The sequence below is a fragment of the Streptomyces sp. NPDC046866 genome (assembly GCF_040704625.1).
Lineage (GTDB): Bacteria > Actinomycetota > Actinomycetes > Streptomycetales > Streptomycetaceae > Streptomyces.
Genome location: NZ_JBEYXN010000041.1, coordinates 1 through 24,134 on the forward strand (window position 1 = coordinate 1; position 24,134 = coordinate 24,134).

22 protein-coding genes are annotated in these 24,134 nt (G+C 74.1%); 9 read left to right on the top strand and 13 right to left on the bottom strand.

The window, feature by feature from the left end; genetic code table 11:
- Positions 1-215 precede the first annotated feature (215 nt).
- From AB0953_RS33535 to AB0953_RS33550, 4 genes are read left to right on the top strand one after another with little or no spacing between them, the layout of a single operon-like run.
- A complete protein-coding gene (locus AB0953_RS33535) occupies positions 216-1,787 on the top strand; it encodes an FAD-dependent monooxygenase (RefSeq protein WP_366863376.1) in 1,572 nt (523 codons plus the stop codon).
- Between the two features lie 33 nt (positions 1,788-1,820).
- The gene (locus AB0953_RS33540) at positions 1,821-1,907 is read left to right on the top strand and encodes a putative leader peptide (protein ID WP_361915248.1); all 87 of its coding nucleotides are present in this window, start codon (positions 1,821-1,823) and stop codon (positions 1,905-1,907) included.
- Between the two features lie 58 nt (positions 1,908-1,965).
- Entirely contained in the window at positions 1,966-2,532 is a 567-nt protein-coding gene (locus AB0953_RS33545; RefSeq protein ID WP_366863377.1) for a cysteine dioxygenase, read from the top strand.
- Positions 2,529-2,936: a rhodanese-like domain-containing protein gene (locus AB0953_RS33550; protein WP_366863378.1), complete on the top strand. Its 408-nt coding sequence runs from the start codon at positions 2,529-2,531 to the stop codon at positions 2,934-2,936. Before AB0953_RS33545 ends, AB0953_RS33550 begins: the two co-directional genes overlap by 4 nt.
- Before the next feature lie 314 nt (positions 2,937-3,250).
- Here AB0953_RS33550 and AB0953_RS33555 read toward each other — a convergent pair whose 3' ends face one another.
- The 3 genes from AB0953_RS33555 to recA all read right to left on the bottom strand — a co-directional run bounded on the left by AB0953_RS33555 (position 3,251) and on the right by recA (position 7,602).
- On the bottom strand, positions 3,251-5,791 hold the full coding sequence (locus AB0953_RS33555; protein ID WP_366863379.1) for an FtsX-like permease family protein: 2,541 nt from the start codon (positions 5,789-5,791) through the stop codon (positions 3,251-3,253).
- A gap of 122 nt (positions 5,792-5,913) precedes the next feature.
- Positions 5,914-6,483, bottom strand: coding sequence for a recombination regulator RecX (gene recX / locus AB0953_RS33560; RefSeq protein WP_366863380.1), 570 nt, complete (start codon positions 6,481-6,483; stop codon positions 5,914-5,916).
- Positions 6,484-6,486: 3 nt separating this feature from the next.
- Entirely contained in the window at positions 6,487-7,602 is a 1,116-nt protein-coding gene (gene recA / locus AB0953_RS33565; RefSeq protein ID WP_366863381.1) for a recombinase RecA, read from the bottom strand.
- A 240-nt stretch (positions 7,603-7,842) separates the two neighbouring features.
- Here recA and AB0953_RS33570 point away from each other — a divergent pair, with 240 nt between their 5' ends.
- Complete coding sequence (locus AB0953_RS33570) at positions 7,843-8,649, top strand: Clp protease N-terminal domain-containing protein (RefSeq protein WP_366863382.1); 807 nt, start codon at positions 7,843-7,845, stop codon at positions 8,647-8,649.
- Here the strand turns inward: AB0953_RS33570 and AB0953_RS33575 are convergent.
- The 5 genes from AB0953_RS33575 to AB0953_RS33595 all read right to left on the bottom strand — a co-directional run bounded on the left by AB0953_RS33575 (position 8,555) and on the right by AB0953_RS33595 (position 12,200).
- Positions 8,555-9,733 carry an AI-2E family transporter gene (locus AB0953_RS33575; protein ID WP_366863399.1) on the bottom strand — a complete coding sequence of 393 codons (1,179 nt, stop codon included), beginning with the start codon at positions 9,731-9,733 and terminating at the stop codon, positions 8,555-8,557. The genes AB0953_RS33570 and AB0953_RS33575 overlap by 95 nt on opposite strands.
- Positions 9,734-9,952: 219 nt before the next feature.
- The gene (locus tag AB0953_RS33580; RefSeq protein WP_361915214.1) at positions 9,953-10,147 is read right to left on the bottom strand and encodes a DUF3046 domain-containing protein; all 195 of its coding nucleotides are present in this window, start codon (positions 10,145-10,147) and stop codon (positions 9,953-9,955) included.
- A 40-nt stretch (positions 10,148-10,187) separates the two neighbouring features.
- Positions 10,188-10,496 (bottom strand): AzlD domain-containing protein, encoded by a 309-nt coding sequence (locus AB0953_RS33585; RefSeq protein WP_366863383.1) that lies wholly within the window; start codon positions 10,494-10,496, stop codon positions 10,188-10,190.
- Positions 10,493-11,191, bottom strand: coding sequence for an AzlC family ABC transporter permease (locus AB0953_RS33590; protein ID WP_366863384.1), 699 nt, complete (start codon positions 11,189-11,191; stop codon positions 10,493-10,495). The genes AB0953_RS33585 and AB0953_RS33590 overlap by 4 nt, the downstream gene beginning before the upstream one ends.
- Positions 11,192-11,288: 97 nt before the next feature.
- A complete protein-coding gene (locus AB0953_RS33595) occupies positions 11,289-12,200 on the bottom strand; it encodes an AraC family transcriptional regulator (protein WP_366863385.1) in 912 nt (303 codons plus the stop codon).
- A 93-nt stretch (positions 12,201-12,293) separates the two neighbouring features.
- Here AB0953_RS33595 and AB0953_RS33600 point away from each other — a divergent pair, with 93 nt between their 5' ends.
- The 4 genes from AB0953_RS33600 to AB0953_RS33615 all read left to right on the top strand — a co-directional run bounded on the left by AB0953_RS33600 (position 12,294) and on the right by AB0953_RS33615 (position 19,447).
- Complete coding sequence (locus AB0953_RS33600; protein ID WP_366863386.1) at positions 12,294-16,883, top strand: ATP-dependent helicase; 4,590 nt, start codon at positions 12,294-12,296, stop codon at positions 16,881-16,883.
- A gap of 183 nt (positions 16,884-17,066) precedes the next feature.
- Complete coding sequence (locus AB0953_RS33605) at positions 17,067-17,744, top strand: hypothetical protein (protein ID WP_366863387.1); 678 nt, start codon at positions 17,067-17,069, stop codon at positions 17,742-17,744.
- Between the two features lie 101 nt (positions 17,745-17,845).
- Positions 17,846-18,643 (top strand): DNA-formamidopyrimidine glycosylase family protein, encoded by a 798-nt coding sequence (locus tag AB0953_RS33610; RefSeq protein ID WP_366863388.1) that lies wholly within the window; start codon positions 17,846-17,848, stop codon positions 18,641-18,643.
- 36 nt (positions 18,644-18,679) lie between these two features.
- On the top strand, positions 18,680-19,447 hold the full coding sequence (locus tag AB0953_RS33615) for an SDR family NAD(P)-dependent oxidoreductase (RefSeq protein WP_366863389.1): 768 nt from the start codon (positions 18,680-18,682) through the stop codon (positions 19,445-19,447).
- A gap of 336 nt (positions 19,448-19,783) precedes the next feature.
- Here AB0953_RS33615 and AB0953_RS33620 read toward each other — a convergent pair whose 3' ends face one another.
- The 5 genes from AB0953_RS33620 to AB0953_RS33640 form a co-directional block, all read right to left on the bottom strand.
- Entirely contained in the window at positions 19,784-20,164 is a 381-nt protein-coding gene (locus AB0953_RS33620; protein ID WP_030301503.1) for a helix-turn-helix transcriptional regulator, read from the bottom strand.
- Positions 20,165-20,273: 109 nt separating this feature from the next.
- Positions 20,274-20,774, bottom strand: coding sequence for a CinA family protein (locus AB0953_RS33625; RefSeq protein WP_366863400.1), 501 nt, complete (start codon positions 20,772-20,774; stop codon positions 20,274-20,276).
- An 86-nt stretch (positions 20,775-20,860) separates the two neighbouring features.
- Complete coding sequence (gene pgsA, locus AB0953_RS33630) at positions 20,861-21,517, bottom strand: CDP-diacylglycerol--glycerol-3-phosphate 3-phosphatidyltransferase (RefSeq protein WP_366863390.1); 657 nt, start codon at positions 21,515-21,517, stop codon at positions 20,861-20,863.
- Complete coding sequence (rimO, locus tag AB0953_RS33635) at positions 21,514-23,007, bottom strand: 30S ribosomal protein S12 methylthiotransferase RimO (protein ID WP_366863392.1); 1,494 nt, start codon at positions 23,005-23,007, stop codon at positions 21,514-21,516. Before rimO ends, pgsA begins: the two co-directional genes overlap by 4 nt.
- A 114-nt stretch (positions 23,008-23,121) precedes the next feature.
- Positions 23,122-24,018 carry a RodZ domain-containing protein gene (locus AB0953_RS33640; RefSeq protein WP_366863393.1) on the bottom strand — a complete coding sequence of 299 codons (897 nt, stop codon included), beginning with the start codon at positions 24,016-24,018 and terminating at the stop codon, positions 23,122-23,124.
- Positions 24,019-24,134 lie beyond the last annotated feature (116 nt).

Here is a 24,134-nt window from a genome sequence, read left to right on the forward strand (position 1 = left end):
TGGTGTGTTTGGTGTTCCGCGGTGTCCTCTGCGTATCGGCGGGCGGGGCCTCGGCGCCCGCCCACCGGTCCCTTAACGGGGGGTGCCACTGGGGGGGGGGCGCACCCCCCCCCCCCCACCACACGCACGCCCGGGACCGGGGGTCACTTGACGCAGGCACCTCCAGTGGGTTGCATACGTTCTGTGATCACATACCGGACATCGGGAGCCGCATCATGGACCCGGTGATCGTCGTCGGCTCGGGGCCGGTCGGGCTGTCCCTGGCCCTCGCCCTGGGCGGCCAGGGCGTGCCCTCCGTCGTGCTCGACGAGGGCCCCGGCAAGGACGTGCCCCGGCCCGCCCGCACCGTCGTCCTGCACTCCGACACCGCCGCGATGGCCGAGCGCCTGGGCTGTACGACCCTGCGCGACGAGGGCGCCCACTACGCGGCCTGGCGCACCGTGCGGCGCGGCCGTGACACCGGCCGGATCACCTTCGACGACGGCCCGGCCCCGCTGCACCTGCCGCAGCACGCCCTGACGCGCGGGCTGCGCGCCGCCGCGGCCGCGCACCCGCTGGTCCAGCTGGTCGCCGAGAGCAGGGTGGACGCCCTGGAGCAGGACGACCGCGGGGTCACCGCCCACACCCGGGGCGCGGAGAACACCTGGTGGCGCGGCAGTTTCCTGGTGGGCTGCGACGGGGCCCGCTCCACCGTCCGCAAGCTCCTCGGGATCCGCTTCCCGGGGCGGACCGCCGTCGAGCGGCACGCCGTGGCCGCGCTGCGCACCGAACTCCCCTGGCCCGGCGAGGCCCTGCTGCACCGCGAGCCGCCGCAGGAGACCACCGCCCGGCCGCTGCCCGACGGGGTGTGGCGGCTGGACTGGCTGCTTCCGGGCCGCGGGGAACTCGTCACCCCGGATGTGCTGGTGACGCTGATCCGCGACGCGCTCGCCGGCTGGTGCGGGGGAACCACGCCCCCGTACGACCTCCTCGACACCGGGGTCCACACGCTGCACCACCGCCTGGCCCGCCGCTGGCGCGACCGCCGGGCCTTCCTCGCCGGGGACGCCGCCCACCTGCTCGGCGCCGCCGGCACCCAGGGCGTCGGGGAGGGGCTGCGGGACGCCGAGAACCTCGCCTGGAAGCTGGCCCTCGCCTGGCACCAGGGGGCCTCCGAAGCCCTGCTCGACAGCTACGAGGCCGAGCGGCGCACCGCGGTCGCGGCCCGGCTGCGCGCCGCCGACCAAGCCGTGCCGGTGCTGCGCGGCGGGGGCGGGCTGCGCACGCTGCTGCCCGGCTCGGCCCGGGCGGGCGAGGCCCTGCTGACCGACGGACATCTGGGGCGCGGGCCGCTCGGCGCGCCCCCCGCGTACGCCCCGCCCGTGGCCGTGCGGGAGGTGCCGACCGCCACCGAGCCGGGGGGCGCCGTCGCGAACGTGCCGGTGTCCGCGCCCGACGGGTCCACCGTCCCGCTGCGCGACCTGCTGGGCCGCGGCCGGCTGCTGGTGGTGCTGGTCGCGCCGGGCACCGGGGTGTGGGACCGGCGGCACTGGATGAGCGCCGGGCTCATGCCGCGGCTCGCGGCCGCCGTGAGCGCCCTGCCGGTGCGGGCGGAGCTGCTGGTGGCCGACGGATATCCGGGGGCCGAGGCCCACACCGTGCTGCTGGTGAGGCCCGACGGGCACCTCGCGGCCACCTTCGCCGGGGTGCGGCCCGCAGAACTGTACGAGGCGGCGGACTCCGTCCGCATGGGTGCGCCGGCCCCGCTCGACCGGTCGACCACGACACCTTCTGCCGTGATCGATTGACCGTTCTCCTGTCCGCGTGCTTCACTCGCGGGCATGACCGGCAACGACGTACGCCTGTGGCGGAGGGTCCACATGGACCTGGTCCGCTATGCGGGCTGCGTGTGTCGCCCCTCCTGCTGATTCGCCCCTCCCCCGCGCTCCGCGCGCCCTTTCGCGAACCTTCAGGACGGTCACCTCCATGCCCGCACCCGCGCACGCCCCTGCCCAGAACCCGGCCGAGGACGCTGCCCGAGCGTCCTCTGCCCGTACGGCCGGCGTCACGGCCGCCGAACTCCTCGACTTCGCCCTCCGCACGGCCGCCGACCCGGCCGTCATCGACTCCCTCCCCCTCGATCCCGAGGGCCGCACCTGGATCCGGTTGGACGGCCCGGGCGGGAGCGAGGCCTGGGTGATCGGCTGGCCTCCCGGCACCGGCACCGGCTGGCACGACCACGCCGAGTCGCGCGGGGCGTTCGCCACCGCCCGCGGGCGGCTCACCGAGTACTCGCTCGCCGCCCGGATCCCCTCGGAGGGGTGGCGCAGCCTGGAGCTCGCGCCGGACGTGGACCGCACGCGCAGCCTGGGCGTCGGCACGGGGCGGGCCTTCGGGGAACACCACGTGCACGAGGTGCTCAACGCCTCCGCGGAGGAGCACGCGGTCTCGGTGCACGCGTACTATCCGCCGCTGCCGCTGATCCGGCGCTACAGCCGGGTCGGGCAGGTGCTGACGCTGGAGCACGTCGAGCGCCCGGAGGACTGGCAGTGAGCGCGACCCCGCCCCCGGTGGGCATCGACGCGTACCTGGAGCAGGTCCGCTCCACGTACACCCGTGTGGGTGCCCGGGAGGCGTACGAGGCGTCCCTCGGCGAGGGCACCCTCCTGGTGGACATCCGCTACCAGGCCCTGCGGGAGCGGGACGGGTTGATCCCGGGGGCGCTGGTGATCGAGCGCAACGAACTGGAGTGGCGGCTGGATCCGCAGGGCTCGCACCGGGTGCCGGAAGCCGGCTCCCACGACCTCCGGATCGTCGTGATCTGCAACGAGGGCTATGCCTCCTCGCTGGCCGCGGTGTCCCTGCACGCGCTGGGGCTCCGCCGGGCCACGGATCTGGTGGGCGGATTCCAGGCCTGGAAGGCCGCGGGCCTCCCGGTAGCTGCCCCGCAGCCGTAGCCCGCCCGGGGGCCAGGGGTGGGTGGGGTGTGCCGCTGCGCGGAGCAGTTCCCCACCCCGCCCCTTCCCGAAACCGGGGCTCCGCCCTGGACCCCGTCCCGTGCGCTGCGCCCCCGGTGCGCTCAAACGCGGCGCGGGCTGGACTGTCCGGCCTCGCCGGCGACTGAGGCGGGCGGGGGCCGGGGCCGCAGGCCACGGGTGCGGGAAGGGGCGCGGAGGGGACAGGCTCCGCGCAGCGGCAACGCCCCGCCCGCGCCGGCCCCGACGCCCGGCCCCCGCGAACAGAGGCCGGGCAGGGGGAGCGAGCGGGAGGGTCACCTGGACGTGGCGACCTCCACCGGGCGGAGGCGGAGGGCCGCCCTGCCGGGGAAAGAGGTGGCGGTCAGGGCGAGGAGGCCCGCCGCGGCCAGCACGGCCAGGTACCCCATCGGCCGCACGGCAGGGGCGGCGACCCCCGTCATCCCGACGCTGAACGCGGTCAGTACGGCCAGCGCGATCCCCGACCCCAGCACCGCCCCGATCAGCAGCACGGCCACCGCCTCCGTCCGCAGCATCCGCAGCACCTGCCTCCGCTTCGCCCCGGCCAGCCTCAGCATCGCGAACTCCCGGAACCGCTCCGCGGTGGACATCGCAAGGGTGTTGACGACGGCGATCGCGGTGAAGGCGAGCACCAGCCCCATCGCCAGCAGGTTGATCCCGGCGCCGTCCTGCCGCTTCGCCCGGGCCTCGTCGGCGGCGCGGGCCGTCAGCACGCCCACTCCGGGGGACCCGGCGACCGCGGCGGCCAACTGCTCCCGCCCGACGCCCGCCTCGGCGGCCACGAGCACGGCCGAGGCCAGCGGGTTGTCCACGTGGGCCGCGACCAGCCGGTGCGGCAGCGTGAGGTCGCCGAAGCCGAGGCCGCGCGCATAGACGGCGGAGACCGTGAGGGTGGCGGGGGTGCCGTCCCCGAGGGTCAGCTCCAGCCGGCTGCCCGGCTTCAGGCCCAGCCGGTCGGCCGCCGACTCGCTGACCGCGGCGCTGCCGTCCCCGAAACCGTCCAGGCTGCCGGCGGTGACGCCGGGGTCCCAGGTCCGGGTCAGCCCGGCAGGGGTGACCCCCTGGGCGGCGTACGTGGTCAGGCCGACCCGTACCGACGTGTGCACGATCTCGGTGGCGGCCGTGACCCCGGGGGTCCGCCGGACCTGGTCCGCGGCCTCGGCGGAGACGCCCGGCCCCTGGGCGGCGAGCACCCAGCCGGCCTGGACCCCGTCCCGGGCCTGCTGCCCGACGGCGTGGCCCAGCGTCGGGGCGATGAACAGGACGGTGCAGGTCATGCCGATCAGCAGGGCGAGCGGTGTGACGGCGGAGGCCATCCGCGTGGCGTTGCCGCGCAGGTTCGCGGTGGCCAGGTGGCCGCCGGGGCCGGCGAGCCGCAGCGGCCCGGCGAGCAGCGCGGCCGCGCCCCGCACGAGCAGCGGGCCGAGCAGGGAGACGGCCCCGGCGAGGACGATGACGGCGAGGAAGGTCACCGGGGTCGACGCCGGCTCGGTGTGCAGCGCGCTCAGCACCGCGACGAGGACGACGCCGCCGGCCAGGGCCAGGACCCCGATCGCGATCCGCATCCAGGCGGGCCGGGTCCGCTCGACGGCGGCTTCGGCGAGGGCCTCGGCCGGTCGGATGCGGGCGATGCGGCGGCTGGTGATCCGGGCGGCGGCCCAGGCGCCGAGGAGGCTCGCGGCGACGGCGGCGAACATCGGGAAGATCCCGGCGGTGCGCTCCAGGGTGGCGGGGACGATGCCGTGGTCCACGAAGCGGCCGTACAGCCAGGCGGCGAGCGGGAGCCCGGCGAAGGCGCCGGCGACACCGGCGGCGAGGCCCACGACGAGCGCCTCGCGGCCGATCATGCGGCGCAGCTGGCGGGGGGTGGCGGCGATGGCCCGCAGCAGGGCGAGCTCGCGGTAGCGCTGCTGGACGGAGAGGGCGAAGGTGCCGACGACCACGAGGATCGTGACGAGCAGGGCGGTGCCGCCCAGGGCGCCGCCCATGGAGACCAGCTTGATGCGGGCGCCGGCGGCGTCGAGGAACTCGACGGGCCCGCGCTCGTCACCCCGGCTGACCTGGGCGCCGGTGTCCTGGAGCGCCTGCCGGAGGCGGCCGGCGAGCGCGCCCGGGTCGACGCCGGGCGCCGGCAGGACGCCGATCGCGGTGACCTGTGCGTCGTGGGCGGCGAGCCGCTGCGCTTCGGTGTCGCTGAAGAACAGGGCGCTCTGCCGGTCGAGGCGGCCGCGGGCGGCCGCGGCGATGCCGCTGACCGTGTAGGCCTTGGGTTCGCCGGTGGCCTGGACGGTGAGTCGGCCGCCGGGGCGGATCCCGGCGCGGGCGGCCAGTTCACGGTCGACGACGACCTCGCCGCCGCCCTGGGGGGCGCGGCCCTCGGCGAGCGTGAACGGGGTGAGCGGGGCGGAGCTCCAGGCGTGCCCGTACGAGGGCTTGGCCTCGCGTCCTGCGGACTCGGCCAAGGGCACGGCCTGGAAGGTGAGTTCGGGCACGGCCCGCTCGACCCCGGGCGCGGCGCGGACGGTGTCCACGGCGGAGGCCGGCAGCCAGACGCGTTCGGCGACGGGCTTGGCCTTGTGCTTGGTCTTGGTCTTGCCCTTCTTCTCCGTGACCGTCGTGCGGTGCACGTTCTGGTCGGCGGAGACGACGACCGGGGCGGCCGCGTAGCGCTCGGTGGCGATCTTTCCGCGCAGCCCGGTTTCCAGGAGGGTGCCGCATGCGGTGATGAGGGCCGCCGCGCACAGGAGGGCGACGAAGGCGCCGAGGAAGCCGGCTTTGCGGTCCCTGATGGTCTGGAGTGCGAAACGCAGCGTCATGCGCCCCACTCTGCCGACGGGGCTGCTTCCTGGCAGTGGAGCACCCCGGCGTCTGCACCCGGGGGCTACCCCCACCCGGAGGGCTACCCCACCCGGGGGCCGGGGAGGCCGCGGGGGCGCAGTCAGATCCCGGGGTATCCCAGGTCGTCGAGGTCCGCTTCCTCGCCCTCGGCCTCCAGGGCACGGCGGACGACCCTCAGGGCCATGCCCTCCGGGTATCCCTTGCGGGCGAGCATCCCGGCCAGGCGCCGGATCCGCTTGTCCCGCTCCAGCCCGCGGGTGGAGCGGAGCTTGCGCTCCACGAGCTCCCGGGCGGTCTGCTCCTCCTGCTCGGAGTCGAGCTGGTCCAGGGCCTCCTGTACGAGGGTGGCGTGGACCCCCTTGGTGCGCAGCTCCTGGGCGAGGGCCCGGCGGGCGAGGCCCCGGCCGCGGTGGCGGGACTCGACCCAGGCGCCGGCGAACGCGGCGTCGTCGATCAGGCCCACTTCCTCGAACCGGGAGAGGACCTCCTGGGAGACCTCCTCGGGGATGCCCCGCTTGTCGAGGGCGTCCGCGAGCTGGCGCCGGGTGCGCGGCATCCCCGTGAGCAGGCGCAGGCAGATGGCCCGCGCCTGCTCCTCGGGAGTCTGGGGCGGCAGTTCCTGACGACCCGGCCGGCCGTCCTCCCCGCCGCCCCGTTCCTGCTCGCGCACGGGTCAGCTCTTGGCCGCGGCGGCCTTGGCCGTCGTCTTGGCCTTCGACGCGGGGGCGGGCACGGCTGCGCCGTCGGCCGGCGCGTCCGTCGCGGCGGCGGCCGCGGTGTCGCCGTCCTTGCGGACGACGCCCACGCCCAGCTTCTCCTTGATCTTCCGCTCGATCTCGTTGGCGAGGTCGGGGTTGTCCTTGAGGAAGTTGCGGGCGTTCTCCTTGCCCTGGCCGAGCTGGTCGCCCTCGTACGTGTACCAGGCGCCGGCCTTGCGGATGAAGCCGTGCTCGACGCCCATGTCGATCAGGCCGCCCTCGCGGCTGATGCCCTGGCCGTAGAGGATGTCGAACTCGGCCTGCTTGAAGGGGGGCGCGACCTTGTTCTTGACGATCTTGCAGCGGGTGCGGTTGCCGACCGCCTCCGTGCCGTCCTTCAGGGTTTCGATGCGGCGGATGTCGATGCGCACCGAGGCGTAGAACTTCAGCGCGCGGCCACCGGTGGTGGTCTCCGGCGAGCCGAACATCACACCGATCTTCTCGCGGAGCTGGTTGATGAAGATCGCGGTGGTCTTGGACTGGTTCAGCGCACCGGTGATCTTGCGGAGGGCCTGGCTCATCAGTCGGGCCTGGAGGCCCACGTGCGAGTCGCCCATCTCGCCCTCGATCTCCGCGCGCGGCACGAGGGCGGCGACGGAGTCGATGACGATCAGGTCGAGCGCGCCGGAGCGGACCAGCATGTCCGTGATCTCCAGCGCCTGCTCGCCGGTGTCCGGCTGGGACAGGATGAGGTTGTCGGTGTCGACGCCCAGGGCCCGCGCGTACTCGGGGTCGAGGGCGTGCTCGGCGTCGACGAAGGCGACGGTGCCGCCGGCCTTCTGCGCGTTGGCCACGGCGTGGAGGGTCAGGGTCGTCTTACCGGAGGACTCCGGCCCGTACACCTCGACGACACGGCCGCGGGGCAGTCCGCCGACGCCCAGGGCGATGTCCAGTGCGGTCGACCCGGTGGGGATGACGTCGATGGGCTCGTTCGGCTTGTCGCCGAGGCGCATCACGGCACCCTTGCCGAATTGCCGTTCAATCTGTGCGAGCGCGGCGTCGAGAGCCTTCTCGCGGTCGGTGCCTGCCATGGGTTCCACCCGGTTTGCTTGAGTCGATCGCTTCACGCCATTGACGCTAACGCCTGCCACTGACAATGCGCTGCCACGCCCGGTTCGGCTGTGGATAACCCATCAGAATGGATGTTCGATTTCTCTGTCAAGCGGCCCCTCGGCCCACCCGCCGCCGCCCGCGACACCCCGCCGTGCTGCGCCCACCGGAGTGACAACCCAAGGTTGACACTCGGCTGACTGTCAACCTACGGTTGTCACATGACGAACCCTTCAGAGGAACCCGTTCGCATGACCAATCCGGTACGCCTCGACGACCTGATCGAGGCCATCAAGAAGGTCCACACCGACGCCCTCCAACAGCTCAGCGACGCGGTCGTCGCCGCCGAGCACCTCGGTGACGTCGCGGACCACCTCATCGGCCACTTCGTGGACCAGGCCCGCCGCTCCGGCGCCTCCTGGACCGACATCGGCCGCAGCATGGGCGTCACCCGTCAGGCCGCGCAGAAGCGCTTCGTCCCCAAGGCCGACAAGGAGGGCGAGGCCGGCGACCTCCAGGCCAGCCAGGGCTTCGGCCGCTTCACGCCGCGGGCCCGCAACGTCGTGGTGTCCGCACAGAACGAGGCCCGCGCCGCGGGCAACACCGAGATCCGCACCGAGCACCTCGTCCTCGGCCTGCTCGCCGAGGACCAGGGCCTGGCCGCGCTCGCCCTGCGGGCGCAGCAGGTCTCGGCGGAGGACGTCCGCGCCGCGGCGACGGCTGCCCTGCCGGCGCCCGCCGAGGAGCTCCCCGCGCTGATCCCGTTCGACGCGTCGGCCAAGAAGGCCCTGGAACTGACCTTCCGCGAGGGCCTTCGCCTGGGCCACGACTACATCGGCACCGAGCACATCCTGCTCGCCCTCCTCGAACTGGAGAACGGCGAAGGAGTCCTGAGCGGCGCGGGCGCCACCAAGGAGGCCGCCGAGGCCACCGTCACCGAAGCCCTGGCAGCCTTCTACGGCGGCGGGGACCCGAAGGCGAGCGCGGCGCCGGAGGAGAAGCCGGAGCCGGAGCAGGCCCGGGAGTAGAAGAAGGAGTACGGGCGGCGGAGGGCGGGGGCGGGGGAGCGGTGCCGTCCGCGCCCTCCGTCAGCTCATACCGCTTCACGTATGCGCCCAGGAACGCCTGCAGCGTGGCGACGGCCGGGATCGCGATGAGCGCCCCGACCGCGCCCAGCAGGGCGGTGCCCGCGATGACCGATCCGAAGGCCACGGCCGGGTGGATGTCCACGGTCCTCGAGGTGAGCTTCGGCTGCAGGACGTAGTTCTCGAACTGCTGGTAGACCACGACGAACCCGAGCACGTACACCGCGTACCAGGGGTCGACGGTGAAGGCGATCAGCGTGGGCAGCGCACCCGCCAGGTAGGTGCCGATGGTGGGGATGAACTGGGAGACCAGCCCCACCCACACCGCGAGCGCGGGGGCGTACGGCACGTCCAGGACTGCGAAGACGACGTAGTGCGCGATGCCCGAGACCAAGGCCATCAGCCCGCGCGAGTAGAGGTAGCCGCCGGTCTTGGCGACGGCGATCTCCCAGGCGCGCAGCACCTCCGACTGCTTGGCCGGCGGCAGGACGGAGCACAGCGCGCGCCGCAGCCGCGGCCCGTCGGCGGCGAAGTAGAAGGAGAACAGCCCGACGGTCAGCAGGCGGAAGAGTCCCCCGAGGACGGTGGCGGAGACGTCCAGGACGCCGCTCGCGCTGTTCTGCACGTACTTCTGGAGCCACGCCGAGTGCAGGAGGCTGTCCTGGATCTCCAGCCGGGACAGCTCGGTGTGGAAGGTGGTGTTGATCGCGTCGATGACCGAGTCGAGGTAGCGGGGGAAGCCCTCCACCATGGCGACGATCTGCCCGGCGAGCATCGAGCCGAGCAGGACGACGAAGCCCGCCGCCGCGGCGAAGACACCGAGGAACACCAGGAAGGTGGCGAGTCCGCGCCGCATGCCGCGGGCCGCCATCCGCGCCACCGCGGGTTCGACCGCGAGGGCGAGGAAGAACGCGATCAGTATGTTGACCAGCAGGCCGATCAGCTGGTGGAAGGCCCAGCTGGCCAGCTGGAAGCAGGCGAAGAGCGCCAGGACGAGCACCACCGCGCGCGGCAGCCAGCGCGGCATGCGCTCCCCGGCCCACGAGGGGCGCGCCGGGTCCCCCGGCGGGGCGGGCGGGCCGGGCGGGCCGGGCCGTACGGGCGCGGCGTCGGCGGCATCAGCGGCGTCGGCGCCCTCGGCGCTGCCGTCGTGCCCGGTCGTCGTCCGGTGGTCGGTGTCATCGGTGGCTGCCACGCCGCCCAGTGTGTCCGATCCGCCGCGCGTACGGCGAAACGGGCGCCGCCGTCAGCGCTGCGAGGCCGGCACGTCCATCGCCGAACACACGGCGCGCCACACGTCCTTCGCTTCCCAGCCCGCCTCCAGCGCCTGGTGGACGGTGCGCCCGCCCAGCTCGGACATGACGTGGTCCCGCGCGAAGGAGTCCGCGTAGCCCGCACCGAAGTACTCGGCCATCCGCTCCCAGAAAATCGTCAACCGCATGCACACCAGTATCCCGCTCCGGCGGGAAAGGCCGGAGCCGCTACCCGGCCAGGGCCCGCACCCCCGCGGTCACGGCGACTGCCGCTGCGACCACGACGAGGAACGGCGCCCGCAGCAGCAGCGCCAGCCCGGCGGCGGCCAGCCCCGCGGCGCGGGCGTCGAGGACGACCTCGTGCCCGCTGCCGAAGGTCTGCTGGGCGGTGAGCGCGGCGAGCAGGGCGACCGGCAGCAGCGCGGCGAGGCGGCGGACGGCCGGGCGCTCCAGGGCTCCGGCGGGCACGAGCAGGCCGGCCAGCTTGACGGCGTAGCAGCCGGCGGCGGTCAGCGCGACGGCGAGCCAGACGTTCACGGTCGGCGTCCCTTCAGCCAGAGGATCACGGGGGCGGCGAGTGCGGCGACGAGCACGGGCAGCCCGGCGGGCAGCACGGGCAGCAGGCCCAGCCCGAGGACGAGGGCGAGCGCGGCGACGGCCCGCTCGGTGGCGGTCTTCAGCATCGGCGCGAGCAGCGCCAGGAACACGGCCGGGCCGGCGGCGTCCAGACCCCAGGCGGCGGTGTCCCCGATGGCCTCGGCGCCGAGCACGCCCAGCAGGGTGGTGAGGTTCCACAGCACGTACAGGCTGAGGCCGGTCACGGTGAACCCGAGCCGCGCCGACCTGCGGTCGGGCTGGGCCAGCGCCACGGCGGTGGTCTCGTCGATCACCCAGTGCGCGGCGAACGGCCGCACGGCCCGGGGCAGCGCGAGCAGCTGCGACAGGCGCAGCCCGTAGAAGGCGTTCCGGGTGCCGAGGAAGAAGGCCCCGGCGGCGGCCGTGAACGGGTTGCCGCCCGCGGCCAGCGCCCCGACCAGCGCGAACTGCGAGGCACCGGTGAACACCAGCAGGCTCAGGGCGCAGGCCTGGAGCGGGCTGATCCCGCAACCGGCGGCGGTCACCCCGAACGCGAAGCCGGACAGCCCCACGGCCACCCCGACGCCGAGGGCGTCCCGCACGACGGCGGACCGCGGCCGCCCGGCGACCCCGTCGGGGGTCTCTTGCATCACCATCTGACGATCTCCCACGCCGCGAACGTACGCGCGGCGGGGCGGCCGGGTCTTGTACGTTCTTGCAGGCAGGCACGCACGCACGCACGCAAACCGGCAGTCAGGCGGGCGGCGGACCGGCCGGCACGGCGGCGGCCTGCCGGGGCCGGCGCCGCACCCAGCGCGTCCGCTCGCGCCGGTAGGCGCCGGGCGGGACGCCGACGATCCGGGTGAAGTGCCGGTTCAGGTGCGGCTGGTCGGTGAAGCCGACGGCGACGGCCGCCTCGGCGGGGGTGGTGCCCGCATCGAGGAGGGAGCGGGCCCGCCGGACGCGCGCGTCGGTCAGCCAGGTGTGCGGCGGCATCCCGTACCGCTCCTTGAAGGCGCGCAGCAGGGCGAACGGGCTGGTCCCGAGCTCGGCGGCGAGCTGCTCCAGCGACGGCGGGTCGGCCATCCGCTCCTGGAGTGCGGCGCGGGCCCGGGCGGCCCCGGCGGCACCGGCGCTGCGCAGGGTGCGGGCGGGCATCGGTCCGGCGTGCCGGGCGAGCATCCGGGCCACGGCGGTGCGCAGCAGGGTGTCGGCGGCGAGCGCGTTGCCCGCCTCGGCGGCGCGGTGCACCTCGGCGATGGTCTGCGAGGTCTGCGGGTCGGCGACCTCGTCGACGGTGAAGCCGGGGGTGCCGCGCAGGCCGCTGATCTCGGCGGCGACCTCGGCGATCAGGGCGCGGGAGGGGTAGAGGGTGGAGTAGTCCCAGCCCTCGGGGGCGCCGGCGCGGGCGGTGTGCGGCACCTCGGGGTTGATCAGGACCACGCTGCCCGGCCCGGCGCGGACGAGGCCGCCGGGCAGGCCGACCTCCTCGATGCCCCGGGTGACGGCCGCGATGACGTACCCGTCGTGGGCGTGGCGCGGGAAGGCGTGGCGGACGTAGTGGGCGCGCAGCAGGTCCAGCCCCGGGAGTTCCGGGTACTGCCAGTGCCGCGCCCATTCCCTGTCGGCCCCTGCCCCGCCGGTGTCCTGCCCGTCCTGCGCCACTCCCCCATTCTGCGCCCGCCCCGATGTCGATTCCCACGGGGGGGGTTTGCCCAGGTCCGGGGCGCTGTCGGTGGGCGGGTGCAGGATGGGGGCATGGCCGGCTCCGCGCTCGATGCGTTCTCCCCCGCGACCCGCTCCTGGTTCACGGGGGCCTTCCGTACGCCCACCTCCGCCCAGGAGGGCGCCTGGCGGGCCATCGGGGAGGGCTCCGACGTGCTGGTCGTGGCGCCCACCGGCTCCGGCAAGACGCTGGCCGCGTTCCTGGCCGCGCTCGACGCGCTGGCTTCCTCCCCGCCGCCGGCGGAGCCGAAGAAGCGCTGCCGGGTGCTGTACGTGTCGCCGCTGAAGGCCCTGGCGGTCGACGTCGAGCGGAACCTGCGCAGCCCGCTGACCGGGATCCGGCAGGAGTCGGTCCGCCTGGGCCTGCCCGAGCCGGAGATCCGGGTGGGGATCCGCTCGGGCGACACTCCGGCGGCCGAGCGGCGGGCGCTGGCGATGCGGCCGCCGGACATCCTGATCACCACGCCGGAGTCGCTGTTCCTGATGCTGACGTCGGCGACGCGCGAGGCGCTCGCCGGGGTCGAGACGGTGATCCTGGACGAGGTGCACGCCGTCGCGGGGACGAAGCGGGGCGCGCACCTGGCGCTGTCGCTGGAGCGGCTGGACGAGCTGCTGCCGCGCCCGGCCCGGCGGATCGGGCTGTCGGCGACGGTCCGGCCGGTGGAGGAGGTGGCCCGGTACCTCGCTCCGCGCGGCAAGGTGGAGATCGTCCAGCCGCCTTCGGCGAAGGAGTTCGACCTGTCGGTGGTCGTGCCGGTCGAGGACATGGGCGAGTTGGGGGGCTCGCCGGCCACGGACGGGAAGGAGGGCGGGGACAAGCCGTCGATCTGGCCGCACGTGGAGGAGCGGATCGCCGATCTGGTGCAGGCGCACCGCTCCACGATCGTGTTCGCCAACTCGCGCCGCCTCGCCGAGCGGCTGTGCAACCGGCTGAACGAGATCGCCTACGAGCGGGCGACGGGCGAGCAGCTGCCCGACGGCCCGCCCCCGGCCCAGGTCATGGCCCAGTCCGGCGCCGCGCAGGGGGCGCCGCCGCTGCTGGCGCGGGCGCACCACGGCTCGGTGTCCAAGGAGCAGCGGGCGCTGGTGGAGGAGGACCTGAAGGCGGGCCGGCTGCCGGCGGTGGTCGCCACCTCCAGTCTGGAGCTGGGCATCGACATGGGCGCCGTGGACCTGGTGGTGCAGGTGGAGTCACCGCCGTCGGTGGCCTCCGGGCTGCAGCGCGTGGGCCGGGCCGGGCACCAGGTCGGCGCGGTCTCCACGGGGGTGGTGTTCCCCAAGTACCGGGGTGACCTGGTGCAGGCGGCCGTGGTCACCGAGCGGATGCGCAGCGGGTCCATCGAGTCGCTGCGCATCCCCTCGAACCCGCTGGACGTGCTGGCGCAGCAGCTGGTGGCGATGACCGCGATGGACACCTGGCAGCTGGACGAGCTGCTGGCGCTGGTGCGGCGGGCGGCGCCGTTCGCGGCGCTGCCCGAGTCGGCGTTCACCGGCGTCCTGGACATGCTGGCGGGCCGCTATCCGTCCGACGCGTTCGCGGAGCTCAGACCGCGGGTGGTGTGGGACCGGGTGGCGGGGACGGTCACGGGCCGGCCGGGGGCGCAGCGCCTGGCGGTGACGTCCGGGGGCACCATTCCCGACCGCGGGTTGTTCGGCGTCTTCCTGGCCGGGGCCGACCCGAAGAAGGGCGGCGGCCGGGTCGGCGAGCTCGACGAGGAGATGGTCTACGAGTCCCGGGTGGGGGACGTGTTCACCCTCGGCACCACCTCCTGGCGCATCGAGGACATCACCCGCGACCGGGTCCTGGTCTCCCCCGCCCCCGGGGTGCCGGGCCGGCTGCCGTTCTGGAAGGGCGACCAGCTGGGCCGCCCCCTCGAACTGGGCCGGGCGGTCGGCGCGTTCCTGCGCGAGGTGGGTGCGCTGCCCGACGAGGACGCGCGGCTGCGGCTGCTGGCGGCCGGCCTGGACGGCTGGGCCGCGGAGAACGTGCTGGCGTACCTGGCGGAGCAGCGCGAGGCCTGCGGGCACGTGCCGGACGACCGCACGATCGTGGTCGAGCGGTTCCGCGACGAGCTCGGCGACTGGCGGGTCGTCGTGCACTCCCCGTTCGGGGCGCAGGTGCACGCGCCGTGGGCGCTGGCGCTCGGCGCCCGCCTGGCCGAGCGGTACGGGATGGACGCGCAGGTCATGCATGCGGACGACGGGATCGTGCTGCGGCTGCCCGATGCCGACCTGCTCTCCATGGACCTGCTCGACCACGATCCGGCGGCCGCCCGCTCCTTCGAGTTCGACGACGAGCAGGCCCCGCTGGGAGCGGCGGACGTCGCCTTCGACCACGGCGAGATCGGGGGGATCGTCACCGACCAGGTGGGCGGCTCCGCCCTGTTCGCCTCCCGGTTCCGCGAGTGCGCGGCGCGCGCCCTGCTGCTGCCGCGCCGCAACCCGGGCCGGCGCACCCCGCTGTGGCAGCAGCGCCAGCGCGCCTCGCAGCTGCTGCAGGTGGCCTCGGAGTTCGGGTCCTTCCCGATCGTGCTGGAGGCCGTACGGGAGTGCCTGCAGGACGTCTTCGACGTGCCGGGCCTGACGGAGCTGATGGGGGACATCGAGGCGCGGCGGGTGCGGCTGGTGGAGGTGACCACGCCGGAGCCGTCGCCGTTCGCCCGCTCGCTGCTCTTCGGATACGTGGCCCAGTTCCTGTACGAGGGCGACTCGCCCCTCGCCGAGCGCAGGGCGGCCGCGCTGTCGCTGGACTCCCGGCTGCTGGCGGAGCTGCTCGGCCAGGCGGAGCTGCGGGAGCTGCTGGACGCGGAGGTGCTGGAGGAGCTGGAGCGGGAGCTGCAGTGGCTGACGGAGGACCGCCGGGCCAAGGACGCCGAGTCCGTCGCCGACCTGCTGCGACTGCTGGGCCCGCTGACGGCGCAGGAGCTGGTCGAGCGGGGGGCCGACCCGGCCTGGCCCGAGGCCCTCGCCGGGGCGCGGCGGGCCATCCGGGTGCGGATCGCCGGCGCGGAGCACTGGGCGGCGGTCGAGGACGCGGGGCGGCTGCGCGATGCGCTGGGCACGGCCTTGCCGGTCGGGGTGCCGGAGGCGTTCACGGAGCCGGTGAAGGACCCGCTCGGCGACCTCCTGGCCCGGTACGCCCGCACGCACGGCCCGTTCACGACGGCCGCCGCCGCGGCCCGGTTCGGGCTGGGCGCGGCGGTCACCGAGGGCGCGCTGCACCGGCTGGCGGCGGCCGGCCGGGTGGTCCAGGGCGAGTTCCATCCGGCGGGCATCGGCCAGGAGTGGTGCGATGCGGCGGTGCTGCGCAGGCTGCGGCGCCGTTCGCTGGCCGCGCTGCGCCAGGAGCTGGAGCCGGTGCCGCCGTCATCGCTGGCGACGTTCCTGCCGCAGTGGCAGCACCTGGGCGGCGGGCTGCGCGGCATCGACGGCCTGGCCCGGGCGGTCGAGCAGCTCCAGGGCGCCCCGGTGCCGGCCTCGGCGCTGGAGCGGCTGATCCTGCCGTCGCGGGTCGCGGGGTACTCGCCGACGCTGCTGGACGAGCTGACGACCACCGGGGAGGTGGTGTGGGCGGGGGCCGGGGCGCTGCCGGGCAAGGACGGCTGGGTCTCGCTGTATCTGGCGGATGCGGCCCCGCTGTTGCGGCCCGCGCCGCATCCATTGGAGCTGACGCCCGTTCACCAGGCGCTGTTGGAGGCCCTGTCGGGCGGGTACGGGCTGTTCTTCCGGCAGTTGGCGCAGTCGGTGCGGGCCGGCCTGCCGGAGGTGACGGACCTCGAACTGTCCGAGGCGCTGTGGGACCTGGCCTGGTCGGGCCGGCTGACGAACGACACGCTGGCCCCGCTGCGCTCCCTGCTGGGCTCGGGCCGTACGGCGGGCGCCACGGCGCACCGGGCCCGGCGCACGGTCCCCCGCGGGCGGTACGGCACCCTCGGCGCGCAGGTCTCGCGCCCGGGTCCGCCGACGGTGTCGGGCCGCTGGTCGCTGCTGCCCGAGCAGGCCCCCGACCCGACGCACCGGGCGCACGCGCTGGCCCGCACGCTGCTGGACCGGCACGGGGTGGTGACGCGGGGTGCGGTGGCCGCCGAGGGCGTGGAGGGCGGTTTCAGCGCCGTGTACCGCGTGCTGTCGGCCTTCGAGGACAGCGGGCAGGCCCGCCGCGGTTACGTGGTGGAGGGGCTGGGCGCGGCGCAGTTCGCGATGGACGGCGCGGTGGACCGGCTGCGCTCGGCGGAGCGCAACCCTCCGCCGCTGGCGGCGGTGGTCCTGGCGGCGGCCGATCCGGCCAACGCCTACGGGGCGGCCCTGCCGTGGCCGGAGCCGCCGGCCGGGGCGAGCCACAAGCCGGGCCGCAAGGCCGGCTCCCTGGTGGTGTTGGTGGACGGCGAGCTGGCCCTGTACCTGGAACGGGGCGGCAAGACGCTCCTGGCCTGGCCCGGGGCGGACGACCCGCGCCTGGCGGCGGCGACCGCGGCCCTGGCCGAGGCCTCCCGCGCCGGCACCCTGCCGGCGCTCACCGTGGAGCGGATCAACGCCGCTCCGGCGCTGACGTCCGCGCTGGGCGGGGCCCTGGAAGCGGCCGGTTTCCATGCCACTCCGCGGGGGCTGCGCCTTCGGTCATGAAAGCTGCGAAGCGGTTCCGAGCATTGCGCTTACGTCGCGCTTATGTACGGAGCATGTCACAGAGGCCGTCCTGGCTGGCATGCCGGAGCGTTTCTGCACTATCAAGATCCACGCAGGCATCGCTCGTGACGATGCCGCGTCAGAAGTGAAACCTACATGGGGGACCAGAAAACAGTGAGCACCATGCGACGAACCGCAACCGGCGTCATCGGCCTGGCGGTTGCCGGCACCCTGACCCTGACCGGCTGCAAGAACGGCAACGAGGAGACCCCCGCGGCCCCGCCGGCCCCGGCCTCCTCCGCGCCCGCCGCGGACTCCGCCGCCCCGGCGAGCCCGAGCACCCCGGCCGGCGGCTACGGCACCGACGCCCCCGCCGCCGGCGGTGCCGCGGGCGCCACGGCCAAGTCCGGCCAGGTCTTCAAGATCGGTGAGACGGCGACCGTGCCGTTCGACTACGGCAAGACCAAGGGCGGCACGATTGCCCTCACTGTCACCGCGATCGAGAAGGGCAGCCCGGCCGACCTCGACGCGCTCAAGCTCGGCGACCAGGTGAAGGGGAAGATCCCCTACTACATCCGCTACTCGGTGAAGAACGTCGGCACCACCGACCTGTCCTTCACCACGGTCGGCCACATGAAGGGCCTGCTCGGGGACAACACCGAGGCCCAGGGCGTGTCGGTCATCGGCAAGTTCGAGAAGTGCCCGAACGAGTCCCTGCCGAAGGGCTTCACCAACGGCCAGCAGGCGACCGGCTGCGCCATCGCGCTGGCCCCGTCGGACCAGACCAAGGTCGCCTCGGCCGAGTACTGGGGCGACCCGTACAACTCCCTGAGCAAGGGCAAGGGCCTCGTCTGGAAGTAAGCAGGCGGCCCACCGGCCCCCGCGCTTCCTGATCACCGAGCTCCTGCGGCGGAACCCCGCCGCAGGAGCTCGCTTGCGTTCCGCGGGGCCACAATGGGGCCATGCCCGAAGGAGACAGCGTCTGGCGTGCGGCGGCCCGGCTGCACGCCGCCCTGGCCGGACGCGAACTGACCCGCTGGGACCTGCGCGTCCCGCGCCTGGCCACCACCGACCTCACCGGGCGCACCACCCTGGAGGTCATCCCCCGCGGCAAGCACCTCCTCGCCCGCTTCGAAGGCGGTCTGACCCTCCACACCCACCTGCGCATGGACGGCTCCTGGCGCGTCTTCCCCGTCGGCCGGAAGTGGCACGGCGGCCCGGTCCACGAGATCCGGGCGGTCCTCGGCACCGAGGAGCACACCGCCGTCGGCTACCGGCTGCCCGTCGTCGAGCTGCTGCGCACCGCCGACGAGGACCGGGTCGTCGGCCACCTGGGTCCCGACCTGCTGGGCCCCGACTGGGACGCGGACCGGGCCGCCGCCAACCTCCTGGCCGCCCCCGAGCGGCCCCTCGGCGAGGCCCTGCTCGACCAGCGCAACCTCGCCGGCATCGGCAACATCTACAAGTGCGAGCTCTGCTTCCTCGCCCGGGTCACCCCCTGGACCCCGGTCGGCGCCCTGCCCGACCCCGCCGTCACCGCCGTGCGCCTGGCCGCGGCCGCACAGCGGCTGCTCGCCGCCAACACCGGCTCCGACCGGATCCGCACCACCACCGGGGGCCTGCGCTCCTCGCGTGCGCTCTTCGTCTACGGGCAGGCCCACCGCCCGTGCCTGCGCTGCGGCGCGGCCGTCCGCGAAGCCGAGCAGGACGGACGCCCGACCTACTGGTGCCCGCGCTGCCAATCCGGCCCCACCCCGTAGTTGACGCTTCGTCAGATCCGGTCGTACGGTCCCGGCATGCCCACTCCCACTGCGTACGACCTCACGGGGCGCACCGCCCTGGTCACCGGCGCCGCCGGCGGCATCGGCCGCGCCACCGCCGTGCTCCTCGCCGAGGCGGGCGCGGCCGTGCACTGCGCGGACCGCGACGCCGCAGGCCTCGCCCAGACGGCGGAGCTGATCACGAAGGCGGGGGGCCGGGCCGCGGTCCACGTCCTGGACGTCACCGACCCCGCCGGACTGCGGGCCGCCGTGGCCGCCGCGGGTCCGCTCGACATCGCCGCGGCCGTCGCCGGGATCATGCACACCTCCAGCGTGCTGGAGACGGCCGAGGAGGACCTCGACCGGGTCCTGGACGTCAACTTCAAGGGGGTCTGGCACACCTGCCGGGAAGCCGCCCGCGCCATGATCGAGGCCGGCCGGCCCGGCTCGATCGTCACCATGGCCTCCGGGGCCGTGGACGCCGCCCAGCCGGGCCTGCTCTGCTACAGCGCCGCCAAGGCCGCCGCGGTCCAGCTCACCAAGACACTCGCCACCGAGGCCGGCCCGTACGGCATCCGCGTCAACGCCGTCGCCCCGGGGTGGGTCCGCACCCCCATGACCGCCCGCCACGGCTCCGCGGCCCAGGAGCAGACCGAGGCGATGATGGTCCGGCTGTCCCCGCTCGGCCGGGTCGGGGAGCCCGAGGACATCGCCCGGGCCGTGCTCTACCTGGCCTCGGACGCCTCGTCGTTCATGACGGGCCAGATTCTGCGTCCGAACGGCGGAGTGGCGATGCCCTGGTAGGCCTCGGCGCGCAGTGCACCGGCAGCAGTCCCAGCCCCCAGCCGCCGACGGCCACCGCCCCCTCCAGGGGCCCGGTCCCGGCGGGCTCCAGCACCAGCCGCAGCACGGCCCAGCACCAGAGGGCGCCCACGGCCAGCGCGAGGGCCCGCACCGGGGCTAAGCCTAGTAACCGCCGCACGGCTGCCTCCCGGGACCAGGGCCGCGATCCGGACCGGCTCCATCCTCCCGTACGGCCGACGGGCCCGCACCCAGAACGGCGCGGAGCCCCGGCCGGTGCTTCGCACACCGACCGGGGCTCCGGCCACGCTCATGCCTTCACGGCTCGCGCACTCGCGCTCATGCGGCTACGACGTTCACCGCTTCCGCAGGTGCCTTGATGGTCACCCGCTCCGGACCGCCCGCGACCGAGGTCACGGAGACCGAATTGAGCATCGGGCGTACCGGCACCGTCACCGGTTCGCTTGCCGCGGCCGACTGTGCCAGCTCGGCCAGCGACAGTTCGTCGCTGACCTCGCGCATCAGCTCGGACATCCGTACGTCCAACGCGTCGCAGATCGCGGAGAGCAGCTCGGAGGACGCCTCCTTCTGCCCCCGCTCCACCTCGGAAAGATAGCCGAGAGAAACTCGGGCGGACGAGGAGACTTCGCGCAGAGTACGGCCCTGGCGCTGGCGCTGCCGACGCAGCACGTCACCCAGCAGGCGACGGAGCAGAATCATCGGTGGCTCCCTCCTCTGACCGTGTAGCCGCATCCTTCACGCCCCACCGTACCGCCTCGCGCCGCGGCCGTGCGGGGAGCGATGTCGTGTTCACTCAGGGCTGCAAACATCAAATCCCCCCGTTCTGTTCCGTATCCTGCCCCCGCACATTCTCGCGGAGTTCGCTCAAGAGAAGTTCGAGCACTGTGCGTGCACTCTCCCTACGGATTTCCTCCCGGGAGCCGTTCAACCTCAGGTTGACGGTTTTCTCGCCCTGCGGACCGGCGACGGCGACGAAAACGGTGCCCACCGGCTGCCCGTCCTGCGGGTCGGGACCGGCCACTCCGGTGGTCGCAATCCCCCACGAAGCCCCCAGCGCCCGCCGGACCCCGGCCGCCATCTCGGCCGCGACCTGCGGGTTCACCGCGCCCTTCGAGGCCAGCAGTCCGGCGTCCACCCCGAGGAGCCGGTGCTTGAGCTCGGTGGCGTACGCCGTGACCGAGCCGCGGAACGACCGGGAGGCACCGGGTACGGCCGTCAGCTCGGCAGCGACCATTCCGCCCGTCAGCGACTCCGCGACAGCGAGCGTCCGGTCACTCTCCGCAAGCAGGCGCAGCGCCTCGGCGGCGATCGCGGCGGCCGACCCGCTGCCCGCGGCCGGCTCCGCGGCTCCGCGGACCGCCCCTTCGGCCCCTGCGGATCCCCCCACCGCGTACGTCACCTCTCGGCCCGCTCGGCGGCCAGGCCCCCGCGCCGCAGCAGCACGGCCTGGCGGACGTAGTCCAAACCGGTGACCACGGTCAGCACGACGGCGACGGCCATCACCCAGAACCGCAGGGTCGCGAGCGGCCCGGTGAGCGCCAGCACGTACATGCCGACCGCCGTCCCCTGGGCGAGGGTCTTCATCTTGCCGCCGCGGCTGGCCGGGATCACCCCGTAGCGAATCACCCAGAACCGCATGAGCGTGATCCCGAGCTCCCGCCCGAGGATGACGCCGGTCACCCACCAGGGCAGGTCGCCCAGCCAGGAGAGGCACACCAGAGCCGACCCCATGATCGCCTTGTCCGCGATGGGGTCGGCGATCTTCCCGAAGTCCGTGACCAGGTTGTAGGTCCGGGCCAGGTGCCCGTCGAAGATGTCCGTGATCATGGCGACGGCGAACGCGGCCCAGGCCAGCGCGCGCCACACGGGGTCGTACCCGCCGTCGGCGAGGAGCAGGAGGACGAATCCCGGCACCAGGACGAGCCGGATCATCGTCAGGATGTTGGCGATGTTCCACAGGCTGGCCTGATCGACCGCCGCGGCCCCCAGCTTCGCGCCGGGAACGGGCCGGCGGCCGGTCCCGCCCGCCGCGGGTGCCGGGACTCCTGTCATCCGGCCGCCTCCTCGAGGTCCAGGGGCTCGGCCACGAGGTCCACGCCGAGGGTGCCGACGACCTTCGCCGTCACCATCCGGCCGGGCACCAGGCCCGTGCTGTCGGTGAAGACGACCTGGCCGTCGGTCTCCGGGGCCTGGTGCGCCGCGCGCCCGTAGGCGCCGACCTCGTCCTCGTCGTCCCCGCCGACCGCCTCGACCGACTCGACGAGGACCTCCAGGGTCTCCCCGATCCGCTCCTCCGCACGCTGCGAGGTGAGCTCCTCGGCGAGGCGCTGCATGTGGGCGAGGCGCTCGGCGATGGTGTCCTCGTCGAGCTTGTTGTCGTACGTGACCGCTTCGGTGCCCTCCTCGTCGGAGTAGCCGAAGACGCCGATGGCGTCGAGGCGGGCGTGGGTGAGGAAGCGCTCCAGCTCGGCGAAGTCGGCCTCGGTCTCGCCGGGGAAGCCGACGATGAAGTTGGAGCGGACGCCGGCCTGCGGGGCCTTGGAGCGGATGGTGTCCAGCAGCTCCAGGAAGCGGTCGGTGTCGCCGAAGCGCCGCATGGCGCGCAGCACGTCGGGGGCCGAGTGCTGGAAGGACAGGTCGAAGTACGGCGCGATCTTGGGGGTCGAGGTGAGGACGTCGATCAGGCCGGGGCGCATCTCGGCCGGCTGCAGGTAGCTGACGCGGACGCGCTCGATGCCGTCCACCTCGGCCAGCTCGGGCAGGAGGGTCTCCAGCAGGCGGATGTCGCCGAGGTCCTTGCCGTACGAGGTGTTGTTCTCGGAGACCAGCATGACCTCCTTGACGCCCTGCTCGGCGAGCCAGCGCGTCTCGCCCAGCACGTCGGAGGGGCGGCGGGAGATGAAGGACCCGCGGAAGGACGGGATGGCGCAGAAGGAGCAGCGCCGGTCGCAGCCCGAGGCCAGCTTGACCGAGGCGACCGGGCTGGTGTCCAGGCGGCGGCGCAGCGGGGCGCGCGGCCCGGAGGCGGGCGCGAGGCCCTCGGGCAGGTCGGCGGGGGCCGGGGCGGGCTCCTGGGCGTGGCCGGGGAGGGCGACCTCGGTGGCGTCCTGGCGGGCGGCGGGGCTGATCGGGAGCAGCTTGCGGCGGTCGCGCGGGGTGTGCGCCTCGACGCTGCCGCCGCTGAGGATCACCTGCAGGCGGTTGGAGATGTCGGCGTAGTCGTCGAAGCCGAGCACGCCGTCGGCCTCGGGGAGGGCCTCGGCGAGCTCCTTGCCGTAGCGCTCGGCCATGCAGCCGACGGCGACGACGGCCTGGGTGCGGCCGTGGTCCTTGAGATCGTTGGCCTCCAGCAGGGCGTCTACGGAGTCCTTCTTGGCGGCTTCGACGAAGCCACAGGTGTTGACGACGGCTACGTCCGCGTCGGCGGCGTCCTCGACGAGCTCCCAGCCATCCGCCGCCAAGCGGCCTGCGAGCTCCTCCGAGTCCACCTCGTTACGGGCGCAGCCAAGAGTGACAAGGGCGACGGTACGGCGTTCGGGCATGGACTCAAGACTACTTTGTCCAAACGCCGACCCCCGCCCCAAGTCCCGGCAAACCAAGATCCCCGGGGTGCAATGCGGCACCCCGGGGATCCGGAATTTGGGATTCTGCGCTGCTCAGCCCGCCTGGGCCTCCCCGGGACGCGGGTCGTCCTTGGTGTATGTGAGGCGTTCCACCTGGCCCGACTCGAATTCGTCCTTGATCTCCTTGCCGTTCACGTAAAGCTTGACCACGCCCGCGTCGCCGAGGACGAGGTCGATGGATTCCTTGTCGGTGAAGGTCTTGGACTCGCCCATGTTCAGCGTTCCGTCGTAGAGCAGCCGGCCGCTGTGGTCCTTCGCGGAGATCCAGCTCTCGCCGTCGGTGGCCGTCAGGACGACGGTGACGATGTCCTTGGGTGCGGCGGCGATGGCGCTGTCGGAGGGCTCCGGCTTGGGTGCCGCCGGCGACTGCTGGGGCAGGGGCTTCGCGGCCGGCTTGCCGGCGGACTGCTTGGGCGGCTGCGGGGAGGCGGAGCCTTCCGCCACCGGCCGCTTGCCCTCGCCGCCGCCGCCGAAGGCGGTGAAGCCCACGAAGCCGATCACGGCGACGATGGCGGCGACCATGGCGGCGGTCCAGTTCGGCCGCTGCCGCTCGGGACGGATCCGCTCCGCGTCGAACATGGGAGCGGCGGGAGTGGGGGTCGGCCGCCCGCCGTGGGCGGCGTCGTAGGCCTCGACGAGCGGTACGGGGTCGAGGTGGACGGCACGGGCGAGCGTACGGACGTGCCCGCGGGCGTAGACGTCGCCGCCGCACCGCGTGAAATCGTCAGCTTCGATGGCGTGCACGATCGGGATGCGCACGCGCGTGATGGAGCTGACCTCGTCGACGGTGAGCCCGGCGGCGATCCGGGCCTTCTTCAGAGCCGCACCGATGGACGGCTCGTCGGAAGAACGTTCGATGGTGCGTTCCTCGAACCGGTCCTCGGTCGAAGGACGCTCATCTTCGGGAGAGTTGGAGTTGCCGATGGACACGAGGGCGCCTTTCGAGCGTGTAGCCACCTGCTGGACGTCCAGTCTAGGGCGGTGACGAAAGGGTGGAGCAACCGGAGGGGTGTCGTCCGTACGCCATCCGAATGGTGTGTGCGGAC